Raw genomic sequence first — 14,162 nt, 5'->3', positions numbered from 1 at the left:
ATCGCGTAATGTCGCAAGCTAAAGCCCGAAATCATACGGGCTTTCTGTGCGTTACAGTCAACAGTTTTTCACAGAATATTAGAGGCATATCTCATGGGCGGTATCAGTATTTGGCAATTGTTAATCATTGCCGTCATTGTTGTTCTTCTGTTCGGTACCAACAAACTTCGTAACCTGGGTTCGGATTTAGGATCTTCCATTCGTGGCTTCAAAAAAGCCATGGGCGATGAAGACGATAAAAAGGATCAACCGAAAGAGCAGGACGCTGACTTCAACGCCAAAACTCTGGCAGACAAACAGCAAACCACGGCGACTAAAGACGACGCCCGGAACGACAAGCAGGTATAACTGTGTTCGACATTGGTTTTAGTGAACTGGTATTAGTGTTCGTGATCGGGCTGATTGTGCTTGGCCCGCAGCGGTTACCGGTTGCGGTGAAAACCGTCGTCGGCTGGATCAGAGCCATCCGCTCGCTGGCCGCGAATGTACAAAACGAACTGGCGCAAGAGTTGAAACTGCAGGAATTGCAGGACAGCCTGAAAAAGGTGGAAGAAGCGGGCCGTGGCACGTTGTCACCCGAGCTAAAAGAGTCGATGGAGGAACTGCGTAAAACCGCCGACTCCATGAAGCGTTCGGTGCAGCAGAGTATCGATCTCGAAAAAGAGGAAGATGAAGCCAACACTATTCATCAGACTCCGCCAGCCGCCGTGCAGCCCGTGACTTCACCTGCGGTCACGCCCGCAGCAGCAGAACATCAAACCAGTGCGCCTGCACAGACTCCGCAGCCTACTGACGAAATCTCTGCCGCAGAAACCCCTCCCGTCGCCAGTGCTCCTGAAAGCACCGCGAAGACTTCTCTCGTAAAAGATGAACGATAAACATGGCCGTTGAAGATACCCAACCGCTCATTAGCCATTTGATTGAGCTGCGCAAGCGTTTGTTGAATTGCATCATCGCTGTTTTAGTCATCTTTCTGTGTCTGGTCTATTTTGCGAATGATATTTACCATCTGGTCGCGTCGCCGCTGATCAGCCAGATGCCAGCCGGGGCGAGCATGATCGCTACCGACGTCGCATCGCCATTCTTCACGCCGATCAAGCTGACCATCATCGTTTCGGTGTTTCTGGCCGTGCCGGTGATTTTGTATCAGGTGTGGGCCTTTGTGGCGCCCGCGCTCTATCGCCACGAACGCAAACTGGTGATGCCGCTGCTGTTCTCCAGTACGCTGCTGTTTTACGTCGGCGTGGCGTTTGCTTACTTCATCGTGTTCCCGCTGGCGTTTGGCTTCTTCGCCAAAACCGCGCCGCAAGGCGTGACCATCGCAACGGATATCACCAACTACCTCGACTTCGTCATGACGATTTTCATGGCCTTCGGCGTGGCGTTTGAGGTGCCGATTGCAATTGTGCTGCTGTGCTGGACCGGCATAACTTCACCAGAAGATCTGAAAAAGAAACGTCCTTATATGTTGGTTGGCGCGTTCGTGGTTGGGATGTTGCTCACACCGCCGGATGTTTTCTCGCAAACTTTGCTCGCTATTCCGATGTACTGCCTGTTTGAAGTCGGCGTATTCTTCTCCCGCTACTATGTGGGTAAAGGACGTCAGTCTTCGGATGAGGAACACAACACCGAATCCTGATGTCCTTAATGCAGGGCATCCCGCAGCGCGCGGGAATATGAATCTAAACCGCCCCGTTGGGCGGTTTTTTATTGGGGAGAAGACATGTTTGATATCGGTGTAAACCTGACCAGCACGCAATTCGCAAAAGATCGCGAGCAGGTGGTAAAACGTGCGCGCGAAGCAGGCGTCACCGGCCTGTTAATTACCGGCACCAACGCGCTGGAGAGCCAGCAGGCGCGGCAGCTGGCGGCATTGCACGCGGGCTATTGCTGGTCAACCGCCGGCGTCCATCCGCACCATGCCAGTGAATGGTCGGCGGAAACCGCGAATACCTTGCGTCGCCTGGCGGAAAGTGAGCAGGTGGTTGCGATTGGCGAATGTGGGCTGGATTTCAATCGCAATCTTTCGGCCCACGATCAGCAGGAATACGCTTTCGATGCGCAGCTGGCGTTGGCCGCTGAGCTGCAGCTGCCGGTGTTTTTGCATTGCCGTGAAGCGCACGACCGTTTTGTTGCGGTACTTGAGCCGTGGCTACCGAAGCTGGTTGGTGCAGTCGTGCACTGCTTTACCGGTACGCGTGACGAGCTGCAAGCGTGCCTGGCGCTGGGATTGTCGGTGGGCATTACCGGTTGGGTATGCGACGAGCGTCGCGGTATGGAACTGCGTGAATTGCTGCCGCTGATTCCGGCTGAGCGCCTGTTACTGGAAACCGACGCACCGTATTTACTGCCGCGCGATATGCATCCGCGTCCCACTTCGCGCCGCAATGAGCCATGCTTCCTGCCGCATATTGTGCAGCAGGTGGCGAACTGGCGTGGCGAGGAGGCGGAAGCGCTGGGCGCGCAGGTTAATCTCAACGCGCGTCAGCTGTTTAAACTCGCTTAGAGTTTACGGAACTGTTTGTTATCCACGCTGCGCATCACCTGTTTGTTCAGCATGTTGAGCAGCAGAACGGAGCGCGTTTCACCATCCGGCTCGGCAAAAATGGCGCGCAATCCTTCGAACGTGCCATCGGTGATGATCACTTCATCACCGCTTTGCGGGGTTTCCGCATCGAGCACGATCTGCGGCGCGTCGGTTTGCAGCGCTTCGATCACATCATTTGATACGGTGGCCGGCATGGTGCCAAAGCGCACGAAGTGGCTGACGCCGCGCGTGCTGCTGATGGTGGTGGTGTGAATCGCTTCGGGATCGAATTCAATAAACAGATAGTTGGGAAACAGCGGCTCACTCACGGTGGTGCGTTTACCGCGCACAATCTTCTCCAGAGCGATCATCGGGCTGAGGCAATTCACCTCTTGCCGCTCAAGATGCTCTTTCGCGCGCAACAGTTGTCCACGTTTGCAATAGAGTAAGTACCAGGATTCCATAACCGCTCCCAAATAATGGACGCTAAGAATATCAAATCAGTTGTCAGAGTTATAGCGCATCGGCGGGTGGAAACCGGGCGCTGAAAACAATTTCACTACGATTTATCCGATTGATGCGGCTTATTTACGCTTTCTTGCAAGAAAATTGACGGCCGGCGACCATCTGTATCAGACTCCCTCCCCATCTTTCGATTGAAAAGGAGTGGCTGATGGAACTGTTCCTGTTGAGTAACGGTAAAGTGGCTGACGATGCGCCGCTGTTAAGTTACGCCCACCCGCAGCTGCATGCGATGATCGCCCAGCGCGGCATCACTTCGGCGGTGCTGGTACCGTACGCGATTATTCGTGGCGATCACGCGCAGCGCGCGCAGGAGTTATCCGCGTCGTTGGGCATTGACGTGCGCACCGTGCACGAGTTTGCATCGCCCGTTGCGGCGATTGAACAAGCTGAGCTGATTCTGGTGAGCGGCGGAAATACCTGGTTCCTCAATCAAATGCTGCACGAGCACGGCTTGATCGTCGCTATCCAACGCGCGGTGCGCGAGCGTGATGTGCCGTACGTCGGCTGGAGCGCCGGTTGCAATGTGGCAACGCCTTCCATTCGCACCACCAATGATATGCCGGTGCGCAGCAGCGTAGTGTTGCCCGCGCTGGGTTTGTTCCCGGTGCAGATCAATCCGCATTATCTTGATGCGCACGTCAGCGGCCATATGGGCGAAACGCGTGATGAACGACTGACCGAGTTCTGTGCCGTTAACCCGCATGAATCGGTGATTGCGCTGCGTGAAGCCAGCTTCCTGCACGTGAGCGAAAATCGCCTGCGTTACTACAGCGCACGCGGTGAAGACTTCAAAGTGTTCCGTCACGGCGAGCCGATTACTGCTTATCACGATGTATTGGCGATTCAGTCGCTGGTGCCGTTTTCCTGTCAGCCTGCCTGACGCAAAACCTCAACATGTCAGCGTAAAACGCCTCTATAATGGCGTTTCACTCTGGCCGGAAAGCTAAAGCCGCATGAAATATCAGGATTTACGAGACTTCCTCGCATTGCTGGAACAGCGTGGCGAGTTAAAGCGCATCACTCAGGAGATCGATCCTGAGTTAGAGATGACGGAAATTGCCGACCGCACGCTGCGCGCTGGCGGCCCAGCGCTGCTGTTCGAAAACCCGAAAGGGTACGACATGCCGGTGCTGTGTAATCTGTTTGGCACACCAAAACGCGTGGCGATGGGCATGGGCCAGGAAGAGGTCAGTGCGCTGCGTGAAGTGGGCAAGCTGCTGGCGTTCCTGAAAGAGCCGGAGCCGCCAAAAGGCTTCCGCGATCTGTTCGATAAGATGCCGCAGTTCAAGCAAGTGCTGAACATGCCAACCAAGCGCCTGCGCAATGCGCCGTGCCAGGAAGAGATTTTCAGCGGCGATGACGTCGATCTGTCGCGCATTCCGGTGATGAAATGCTGGCCGGGCGATGCTGCGCCGCTGATTACGTGGGGATTGACCGTTACGCGCGGCCCGCATAAAGAGCGACAAAATCTGGGTATCTATCGCCAGCAGGTGATCGGCAAGAACCGCGTGATTATGCGCTGGCTGTCGCATCGCGGCGGCGCGCTGGATTTCCAGGAGTGGTGTAAAGCGCATCCGGGCGAACGTTTCCCGGTGTCGGTGGCGCTGGGCGCCGATCCTGCCACCATTCTCGGCGCGGTAACGCCGGTGCCGGATACACTCTCCGAATACGCCTTTGCCGGTTTGCTGCGCGGTAACAAAACCGAAGTGGTGAAGTGCGTTTCGAACGAACTCGAAGTGCCGGCCAGCGCGGAAATCGTGCTGGAAGGTTATATCGAGCCGGGCGATGTCGCGCCGGAAGGTCCGTACGGCGACCACACAGGCTACTACAATGAAGTAGATAGCTTCCCGGTGTTTACCGTGACGCACGTAACGCAACGTCGCAACCCGATTTATCATTCAACCTACACCGGACGTCCACCGGATGAACCGGCGGTGCTGGGCGTGGCGCTCAATGAAGTGCTGGTGCCGATTCTGATCAAGCAATTCCCGGAGATCGTTGATTTCTATCTGCCGCCGGAAGGCTGCTCTTATCGCCTCGCGGTAGTAACGATTAAGAAACAGTACGCGGGTCACGCCAAGCGCGTGATGTTCGGCGTGTGGTCGTTCCTGCGTCAGTTCATGTACACCAAGTTCGTGATTGTATGCGATGACGACGTCAACGCGCGTGACTGGAATGATGTGATTTGGGCGATTACCACACGCATGGATCCGGCACGCGATACGGTGCTGGTTGAGAACACGCCCATCGATTATCTCGACTTCGCCTCGCCGGTTTCCGGCTTAGGCTCGAAGATGGGACTTGATGCGACCAATAAGTGGCCGGGTGAAACCACGCGCGAGTGGGGCACGCCGATTGTGAAAGATCCGGCGGTGACCGCGCGCATTGACGCCATTTGGGATGAGTTAGCTATCTTTGCCGAGCCGCCGCAGCGCTAACGGCGGCAGACCAATTAGACCCGAAGAAAAAGGGAACGCATGACAACGTTAAGCTGCAAAGTGACTTCGGTTGAAGCGATTACGGACACGGTTTACCGCGTTCGTTTAATTCCGGCGGCGGATTTTAACTTCCGCGCCGGACAGTATTTGATGGTGGTGATGGATGAGCGCGATAAGCGCCCGTTTTCGCTGGCTTCTACGCCAATGGAAAAGGACATCATTGAGCTGCACATCGGCGCGTCGGATCTCAATCTCTACGCGATGGCGGTGATGGACCGCATCAAGAACGATCGCCAGATTACGGTTGATATGCCGCACGGCGATGCCTGGCTGCGTGAAGATAGCGAGCGTCCGATCATTCTGATCGCGGGCGGTACCGGCTTCTCCTATGCGCGTTCTATTCTGCTGACCGCGCTGGCACAGCAACCCGATCGCGAGATCGCGATTTACTGGGGCGGCCGTGAGCTGATGCATCTGTACGATCTGGATGAGCTGAATGCGCTGGCGGTGAAGCATCCGAACCTGAAAGTGATTCCGGTGGTTGAACAACCGGCGGATGACTGGACCGGACGCAGCGGCACGGTGCTGACGGCGGTGATGCAGGATTTCGTGTCGCTCAGCGAGCACGATATCTATATTGCCGGTCGTTTTGAGATGGCGAAGATTGCGCGTGAGCGTTTCTGCGCCGAGCGCGGTGCGCTGGAAGCGCAGATGTTTGGCGATGCGTTTGCCTTTATTTAAGGTCAACAGAACGCGATAAATCGCGTCGCTACGATGATGTGCACGGATTCGTCGCGGCGCAATGTATTGCGTAAAAAACCGCCCGAAAGGGCGGTAACACGTGCAACATTAACGTATTAAACCCGTTCGAATACCGTGGCGATGCCCTGGCCTAAGCCAATGCACATGGTCGCCAGACCAAATTGCGCATCGCGACGTTCCATCAGATTCAGCAGCGTAGTACTGATACGCGCACCGGAACATCCCAGCGGATGACCGAGCGCAATCGCGCCGCCGTTCAAATTCACTTTCTCATCCAGCTGTTCCAGCAAGCCCATGTCTTTAATGCATGGCAGCGCCTGTGCGGCAAAAGCCTCGTTGAACTCGAACAGGTCGATATCCTGCACGCTCAATCCGGCGCGCTTAAGCGCCAGCTTGCTGGCGGGAACCGGACCGTAACCCATAATCGACGGATCGCAGCCAACCACCGCCATGCTGCGAATGCGCGCGCGCGCTGTCAGACCGAGTTCGCGTGCGCGGCTTTCACTCATGATCAACATCGCGGCTGCGCCGTCGGAAAGCGCGGATGAGCTGCCTGCGGTCACGGTGCCGTTGACCGGATCGAATGCTGGGCGCAGCGCAGCCAATCCTTCGAGGCTGGTCTCTTCGCGGATCACTTCGTCGCTCTCAAAGCGCTTCAACACGCCGTCGGCGTCGTGGCCGTAGGTCGCCACAATTTCACGCTTGAAGTCGCCGCGCTGGGTTGCTGCCCAGGCGCGCTGGTGCGAACGCAGCGCAAAAGCATCCTGCTGCTCACGCGTAATGTGATGCATGCGCGCCAGCATCTCGGCTGTTAAACCCATCATGCCCGCCGCCTTCGCCACCGTGCGACCCAGGCCCGGATGGAAATCCACGCCGTGGCTCATCGGCACGTGGCCCATATGTTCTACACCGCCAATCAGGCAGCTGTGCGCATCGCCAACCATAATCGCGCGTGCCGCGTCGTGCAGCGCCTGCATCGACGAACCGCACAGGCGGTTGACGGTGCTGGCAGGTACGCGATGCGGGATCTCCGCCAGCAGCGCGGCGTTACGTGCAATGTTGAAGCCTTGCTCCAGCGTCTGCTGCACGCAGCCCCAGATAATGTCGTCCAGCGTGGCGGGATCAACCGCCGGGTTGCGGCTCAGCAGCTCACGCATCAAATGCGCCGAGAGATCTTCCGCCCGCACCTGACGAAACGCACCGCCTTTGGAGCGGCCCATCGGCGTGCGGACCGCATCAACAATTACCACTTTTTCCATTTTCATTACCTCAGGCACTTTGCAGCGCCGCTTCGTCAATCGGTTGCACCGCGGGATACCAGCTCTGATGCTGATGGGCTTTTTGCAACAGCAGCTCCGGCAGCGCGTACAGCGGGCCGAGCGCGGTATAACGTTTGGCCTGGTCGACCACGTTGCTGTTGCCCAGCGTATCCATGTAGCGGAACGCGCCGCCACGGAACGGCGGGAAGCCTAAACCGTACACCAGCGCCATATCAGCTTCGGCCGGTGAAGCGATGATCTTCTCTTCGAGGCAGCGCACCACTTCGTTGAGCATCGGCAGCATCATGCGGTTGGCGATCTCGTCATCGCTGAACACGCGCGTCGGCTGGCAAATCGGTTCCAGCAGCGCATCGACAGCCGCATCGGCTCTCTTCTGCGCTTTGCCTTTTTTATCCTGCTCCCAGCGGTAAAAGCCCTGACCGTTTTTCTGGCCGTAACGTTTGGCGTCAAACAGCACGTCGATCGCGTCGCGATAATCTTTCTGCATGCGAGACGGGAAACCTTGCGCCATCACCTGTTGAGCGTGATGCGCGGTATCAATGCCGACCACATCCAGCAGCCACGCGGGGCCCATCGGCCAGCCGAACTGTTTTTCCATCACTTTATCGATCTGACGGAAATCCGCGCCGTCGCGCAGCAGCAGGCTGAAGGCGGCGAAGTAGGGGAACAGCACGCGATTCACAAAGAAGCCGGGACAGTCATTCACCACAATCGGCGTCTTGCCCATTTTGCTCGCCCAGGCCACCACTTTACTGAGGGTCGCTTCTGAGGTTTTCTCACCGCGAATCACTTCAACCAGCGGCATACGCGGTACCGGATTGAAAAAGTGCATGCCGCAGAAGTTTTCCGGACGTTTCAGGGCTTGCGCCAGCTGGCTGATCGGAATGGTTGAGGTGTTGGAGGCGAGAATGGCGTCCTCGCGTAGATGCTGTTCGGTCTCTGCCAGCACTTTGGCTTTGATCTGCGGATTCTCTACTACCGCTTCTACTACTACGTCGGTGCGTTCAAATCCGGCGTAATCCAGCGTGGGCTGAATGGTGGTGAGTACGCTCGCCAGTTTCGCGCCGTCAATTTTGCCGCGCTCAAGCTGTTTGTTCAGCAGCTTGCTGGCTTCGGTCATGCCCAGCGTTAACGCCTGCAGATTGATATCTTTCATCATCACCGGCACGCCTTTCCATGCCGATTGATAAGCAATGCCGCCGCCCATAATGCCTGCGCCTAATACTGCTGCTTGCTGCGGCGCACCGGCCGCACTGCTGTGCTTTTTCGCCAGGCCTTTGACGTACTGATCGTTCAGGAAGATACCGACCAGCGCGCGTGCCACATCGCTCTGCGCCAGCGGCACAAACGCGGCGGTTTCCAGCTTCAGCGCATCATCACGTCCGAGGCTGGCGGCAGCTTCAATGGTTTTAATGGCGGTGATCGGTGCCGGATAGTGTTTGCCCGCGGTTTGCAGCACCATGCTTTTGGCGATGGTGAAGCTCATGGCAGCTTCAATCGGGCTGAGTTTCAGCGGTGCCAGCTTCGGCGCGCGGCGTGTCTGCCAGTTGCCCTGCACGATGGCGTCCTGCAATACGGTCAGCGCAGCGGCACGTAGTTTGTCGCTGCTGACTACCGCATCCACCAAACCGAGTTTCAGGGCGCTGCTGCCATCAACATCTTTACCGGCGGCGATAATCTCCATCGCGCTATCGGCGCCAAGCAGGCGTGGCAAGCGCACGCTGCCGCCAAAGCCCGGCATAATGCCCAGTTTGGTTTCCGGCAGGCCGATGCGTGCGGCCGGCGTGGCAATGCGGAAGTCGGTCGCCAGTATGCATTCACAGCCGCCGCCCAGCGCATAGCCGTCGATGGCGGCCACGGTGGGCACTGGCAAATCCTCTAAACGATTGAAGATGCTGTTGGCAAACGCTAGCCACTGGCTCAGCTTCTCTTCTGGCGCATCAAACAGCGACAGGAATTCTGTGATGTCGGCACCAACGATAAATGCCGGTTTGGCCGACGAGAGCAACAGGCCGCGCAGCGCGGGTTGCTGTTCCAATACGCTTAATGCCTCGCCCAACGAGGCAACGGTTTTGGTATCGAGTTTGTTCACCGAACCGGGCGCATCGAAAACCAGCTCGGCGATGCCGTCGTCAAGCCAGTGAACTGAAAGGGTATCGCCTTGGTAGAGCATGTCCGTCTCCTGAAACCGCGAAAGTTGATCTGGTCATACCAGATGAGTTGGAGTGTGAGTGTGATGTTAATTATTTGCAAACGAGAGTTTGATTATTTGATACAACGATCACAGCGCGCGCAGCACGGCATCGCTAACACGGCTGTGCTACACTGCGGCCACTTTCGCGACATCGGAGACTAGTCCATGGATTCACTGAAAACCCTGTATCACGCGCACATCAATACGCTGCAGCAGCGAGCGCAGCAGGTGCTGGCTCGCTTTAAGCTTGATGCCATGCTGATTCATTCCGGCGAGCTGTTGACCGTTTTTCTCGACGATCACGACTATCCGTTTAAGGTGAATCCCCAGTTCAAAGCGTGGGTGCCGGTGACGCAGGTGCCAAACTGCTGGTTATGGATTGATGGCGTGAATAAACCCAAGCTGTGGTTCTATTCGCCGGTTGATTACTGGCACAACGTTGAGCCGCTGCCAAACAGCTTCTGGACTAACGACGTGGAGGTGATTGGCCTGAAGAGTGCCGATGAGATCGCGCAGCTGCTGCCAGCACAGCGCGAGAACGTGGCCTATATCGGTCCGGTGCCGTCACGCGCTTCCCAGCTCGGTATTAACAGCGAGCAGGTGAACCCGAAAGGCGTGATCGATTTCCTGCATTATCATCGCAGTATCAAAACCGACTACGAACTGGCGTGTATGCGCGAAGCGCAAAAGCTGGCGGTGGCGGGCCATCGCGCTGCCAAAGAGGCGTTCTTCTCTGGCATGAGCGAGTTCGATATTAATATCGCCTATCTGACCGCAACCGGCCATCGCGATACCGATGTGCCTTATGGCAACATCATCGCGCTCAATGAACATGCCGCGGTGCTGCACTACACCAAACTGGATCATCAGCCGCCGGCCAAACGCCACAGCTTCCTGATTGACGCCGGTGCGGAATACCTCGGTTACGCCGCTGACCTGACGCGCAGCTACGCGGCGCAGAGCAAATCGCGCTATGCCGACATGGTTGCGGCGATGAACAAGGAAGAGCTGGCGCTGATCGCCACCTTGAAAGCCGGCGTGCGCTATACCGATTATCATCTGCAGATGCATCAGCGCATTGCGCGTCTGCTGCTGAAGTTCGAGTTGGTGAAAGGCCTGACTGAAGAGACGCTGGTGGCGGAAGATTTAACCGGTCCGTTTATGCCGCACGGCCTTGGACATCCGCTCGGCCTGCAGGTGCACGATGTGGCTGGCTTCATGCAGGATGACAACGGTACGCATCTGGCGGCACCGTCGCAGTATCCGTATTTGCGTTGTACGCGCGTGCTGGAACCTGGCATGGTGCTGACTATCGAACCGGGCTTCTATATTATCGATTCGCTGCTGACGAAGCTGCGCGGCGGCAAGTTCAGCCAATACTTTGACTGGGCGGCAATTGATGCACTGAAACCTTACGGCGGTATTCGTATCGAGGATAACGTGGTGGTTCACGCTAATCGCATTGAAAACATGACGCGCGACTTACACCTTGCCTGATGGATGCTTACGACATTCCCGCTCAGGCCGTAAGTCTCAGCGAGGAAACCATTAAGAAAAGCCGCTTCATCACCTTGCTGGCGCACACGGCCGGCGTGGAAGCGGCGCGCGCGTTTGTGCAGCAGGTGAAGCAGGAACATCCTACCGCGCGGCATCACTGCTGGGCGTGGGTGGCGGGTGCGCCGGATGATTCGCAGCAGCTGGGTTTCTCCGATGATGGCGAACCTTCTGGCACCGCGGGCAAACCGATGCTGGCCCAGCTGATGGGTAGCGGTGTCGGTGAGATCACCGCGGTGGTGGTGCGTTATTATGGCGGCATCATGCTGGGCACCGGCGGACTGGTAAAAGCTTATGGCGGCGGCGTGCAGCAAGGGCTGAAGCAACTGGCGCGTCAGCGTAAAGTGCCGATGGAATCTTTTACTCTGCAGTGCGATTACGCCCAACTCAGCGACATCGAACGCTTGCTGCAACGTTTTGACGGCATTATAGAAGAGAGCCATTATCAGGATCGTATTGCGCTGCGTTTAGCGTTGCCGCATGCGCAGATTGATGGCTTTCGCCAAAACCTCTCTGATTACAGCCGGGGCGCGCTGACGCTCATCCCGCTGACAAACTAAAAGCTTCTGTTTAAAGGAAACGGCTGAATGCATTTTCGCGCCATTACCCGCATCGTGGGCCTGCTGGTGATTCTGTTCTCGGTGACCATGATTTTACCGGGCCTCGTCGCCTTGATTTACCGTGATGGTGCCGGGCGCGCGTTCAGTCAGACCTTTATGATGGCGATCGTTATCGGTTCACTGCTGTGGTGGCCAAACCGCAAGCAGAAAACCGAACTCAAGCCGCGCGAAGGCTTCCTTATCGTGGTGCTGTTCTGGACCGTGTTGGGCAGCGTCGGTGCGATGCCGTTTATCTTCGCCGAGCAGCCGCATCTCTCAATCACTGATGCCTTCTTTGAGTCCTTCTCTGGCCTCACTACCACCGGCGCCACCACGCTGGTGGGACTGGATACGTTGCCTAAAGCGATTTTGTTCTATCGTCAGATGCTGCAGTGGCTCGGCGGGATGGGGATCATTGTGCTGGCGGTGGCGATTCTGCCCATTCTGGGCGTGGGTGGCATGCAGCTCTATCGAGCCGAAATGCCGGGACCGTTGAAAGATAACAAGATGCGCCCGCGTATCGCAGAAACAGCTAAAACGCTGTGGCTGATCTACGTATTGCTCACCGTGGCGTGCGCGGTGGCGCTGTGGCTGGCGGGCATGCCGATGTTTGATGCTATCGGCCATAGCTTCTCGACGATCGCGATTGGCGGGTTCTCAACCCATGATGCCAGCATCGGCTACTTTAATAGCCCAACTATCAATACCATTGTCGCGGTATTTCTGCTGATCTCGGGCTGTAACTATGGCCTGCACTTCTCTTTATTAAGTGGTCGCAACCTGAAAGTGTACTGGCGCGATCCCGAATTCCGCATGTTTATTGGCGTACAACTGACCTTAGTGCTGATCTGTACCATAGTGTTGTGGTTCCACAATGTGTACGCCAGCGGCTGGCAAACGCTGAATCAGGCGTTTTTCCAGGTGGTATCAATGGCGACCACGGCCGGTTTTACCACCGACAGCATTGCGCGCTGGCCGCTGTTCCTGCCGGTGCTGCTACTGTGCTCGGCTTTTATCGGCGGCATGGCGGGTTCAACCGGCGGCGGTTTGAAGGTGATTCGCATTCTTCTGCTGTTCAAACAGGGTTCGCGTGAACTGAAGCGATTGGTGCACCCGAATGCGGTTTACACCATCAAGTTGGGTAATCGCGCGCTGCCGGAACGTATCCTCGAAGCGGTGTGGGGTTTCTTCTCAGCTTATGCGCTGGTGTTCCTGCTCAGCATGTTGGCGATCATCGCCACCGGCGTGGATGACTTCTCGGCTTTTGCTGCCGTGGCCGCGACCCTGAATAACCTCGGGCCCGGTTTGGGTGTGGTAGCAGACAACTTCACTTCAATGAATGATGTCGCGAAGTGGATTTTGATTTTAACCATGCTGTTTGGACGCCTTGAAGTGTTCACGCTGCTGGTGCTGTTCACGCCGACCTTCTGGCGCGAATAATAAAATAGGATTGAGTAATGAAAGCGTTGATTCTGTATTCCAGCCGCGATGGGCAAACCCGTGACATTGCCGCGCGCATTGCACAGACGTTAGTGCCGCATCAACTGTGTGACGTGATCGATTTACTGCAGGCGCAGCAGATTGATTGGTTGCAGTATGATCGCGTGCTGATTGGTGCTTCGATCCGCTATGGCCATTTCAATCCGGCGTTGCTGAAATTTGTCACCCAGCACAAAGCAAAACTGCAGCAGCGGGTGAGCGGCTTCTTTAGTGTCAACCTGACGGCGCGTAAAGCAGATAAGTGTACGCCTGAGACCAATGCGTATACGCGCAAGTTCCTGGAGCAGTCACCGTGGCAACCCGATTGCTGTGCGGTTTTCGCCGGGGCGTTGCGTTATCCGCGTTATCGCTGGTTTGATCGCGTCATGATTCAATTCATTATGCGTATGACCGGCGGGGAAACCGATACATCGAAAGAAGTGGAGTACACCGATTGGAATAAAGTGGCGCTTTTTGCCCAGGGTTTTGCGCAGTTACCAGGCAAATCGTTGTGAAATACAGCGTTGTGGCGAAATTTAGGTCGAACAGTAATTTATTTGCAATTAACCCTTGTCAGCTCCGAATAACTCCCTATAATGCGCCACCACTGAGACGGCAAAGCGGCAACGCAGACGGCTCGGCAGGGAGTGAAAAAATTCATCCCGCCGGATGAAAATGCTGAAAAAAGTGTTTGACTCCGAAGGAGAGTAGCGTAGTATACGCCACCTCGCGACAGGCGGTTCAGCCGCTGTTCGCAACGCTCTTTAACAATTTATCAGACAATCTGTGTGGGCACTCGCAGGA

The 14,162-nt window shown here is 56.3% G+C and carries 14 protein-coding genes; 11 read left to right on the top strand and 3 right to left on the bottom strand.

The genetic code is table 11. From position 1 onward, the window contains the following. Positions 1-93: 93 nt before the first annotated feature. The 4 genes from tatA (at position 94) to tatD (ending at position 2,506) form a co-directional block, all read left to right on the top strand. Positions 94-348, top strand: a complete 255-nt coding sequence (gene tatA, locus ACFQW4_RS17645; protein ID WP_008105810.1) for a Sec-independent protein translocase subunit TatA — start codon at positions 94-96, stop codon at positions 346-348. A 2-nt stretch (positions 349-350) separates the two neighbouring features. Continuing rightward, positions 351-878, top strand: a complete 528-nt coding sequence (gene tatB, locus ACFQW4_RS17640; protein ID WP_101763733.1) for a Sec-independent protein translocase protein TatB — start codon at positions 351-353, stop codon at positions 876-878. Positions 879-880: 2 nt separating this feature from the next. Next, positions 881-1,639: a Sec-independent protein translocase subunit TatC gene (gene tatC / locus ACFQW4_RS17635; RefSeq protein ID WP_101763732.1), complete on the top strand. Its 759-nt coding sequence runs from the start codon at positions 881-883 to the stop codon at positions 1,637-1,639. Positions 1,640-1,723: 84 nt separating this feature from the next. Beyond that, positions 1,724-2,506, top strand: a complete 783-nt coding sequence (tatD, locus tag ACFQW4_RS17630) for a 3'-5' ssDNA/RNA exonuclease TatD (RefSeq protein ID WP_137384920.1) — start codon at positions 1,724-1,726, stop codon at positions 2,504-2,506. Here tatD and rfaH read toward each other — a convergent pair. Continuing rightward, entirely contained in the window at positions 2,503-2,991 is a 489-nt protein-coding gene (gene rfaH, locus ACFQW4_RS17625) for a transcription/translation regulatory transformer protein RfaH (RefSeq protein WP_336768715.1), read from the bottom strand. The two genes, tatD and rfaH, sit on opposite strands and share 4 nt — an antisense overlap. A gap of 209 nt (positions 2,992-3,200) precedes the next feature. Here rfaH and pepE point away from each other — a divergent pair, with 209 nt between their 5' ends. From pepE to fre, 3 genes are all read left to right on the top strand, one after another. Beyond that, entirely contained in the window at positions 3,201-3,932 is a 732-nt protein-coding gene (pepE, locus tag ACFQW4_RS17620; protein WP_377726436.1) for a dipeptidase PepE, read from the top strand. A gap of 73 nt (positions 3,933-4,005) precedes the next feature. Next, a complete protein-coding gene (ubiD, locus tag ACFQW4_RS17615; RefSeq protein WP_101763728.1) occupies positions 4,006-5,490 on the top strand; it encodes a 4-hydroxy-3-polyprenylbenzoate decarboxylase in 1,485 nt (494 codons plus the stop codon). A gap of 39 nt (positions 5,491-5,529) precedes the next feature. Continuing rightward, complete coding sequence (fre, locus tag ACFQW4_RS17610; RefSeq protein ID WP_377726434.1) at positions 5,530-6,231, top strand: NAD(P)H-flavin reductase; 702 nt, start codon at positions 5,530-5,532, stop codon at positions 6,229-6,231. Positions 6,232-6,347: 116 nt separating this feature from the next. Here fre and fadA read toward each other — a convergent pair whose 3' ends face one another. Together fadA and fadB are read right to left on the bottom strand one after the other, a co-directional pair. Further along, complete coding sequence (gene fadA / locus ACFQW4_RS17605) at positions 6,348-7,511, bottom strand: acetyl-CoA C-acyltransferase FadA (RefSeq protein ID WP_137386834.1); 1,164 nt, start codon at positions 7,509-7,511, stop codon at positions 6,348-6,350. Positions 7,512-7,521: 10 nt separating this feature from the next. Further along, complete coding sequence (gene fadB / locus ACFQW4_RS17600; RefSeq protein ID WP_377726431.1) at positions 7,522-9,705, bottom strand: fatty acid oxidation complex subunit alpha FadB; 2,184 nt, start codon at positions 9,703-9,705, stop codon at positions 7,522-7,524. Positions 9,706-9,891: 186 nt separating this feature from the next. Here fadB and pepQ point away from each other — a divergent pair, with 186 nt between their 5' ends. The 4 genes from pepQ to hemG are packed head-to-tail and all read left to right on the top strand — an operon-like array spanning position 9,892 to position 13,873. After that, a complete protein-coding gene (gene pepQ, locus ACFQW4_RS17595; protein ID WP_192414452.1) occupies positions 9,892-11,223 on the top strand; it encodes a Xaa-Pro dipeptidase in 1,332 nt (443 codons plus the stop codon). After that, complete coding sequence (locus tag ACFQW4_RS17590) at positions 11,223-11,840, top strand: IMPACT family protein (RefSeq protein ID WP_137384924.1); 618 nt, start codon at positions 11,223-11,225, stop codon at positions 11,838-11,840. The genes pepQ and ACFQW4_RS17590 overlap by 1 nt, the downstream gene beginning before the upstream one ends. Positions 11,841-11,867: 27 nt before the next feature. Continuing rightward, the gene (gene trkH, locus ACFQW4_RS17585; protein WP_101763723.1) at positions 11,868-13,319 is read left to right on the top strand and encodes a Trk system potassium transporter TrkH; all 1,452 of its coding nucleotides are present in this window, start codon (positions 11,868-11,870) and stop codon (positions 13,317-13,319) included. 17 nt (positions 13,320-13,336) lie between these two features. Next, positions 13,337-13,873, top strand: coding sequence for a menaquinone-dependent protoporphyrinogen IX dehydrogenase (gene hemG / locus ACFQW4_RS17580; protein ID WP_192414454.1), 537 nt, complete (start codon positions 13,337-13,339; stop codon positions 13,871-13,873). Positions 13,874-14,162 lie beyond the last annotated feature (289 nt).

The sequence above is a fragment of the Pantoea sp. GCM10028869 genome (assembly GCF_042666835.1).
GTDB lineage: Bacteria > Pseudomonadota > Gammaproteobacteria > Enterobacterales > Enterobacteriaceae > Pantoea > Pantoea leporis.
This window is presented reverse-complemented; position numbering and strand designations above follow the sequence as displayed.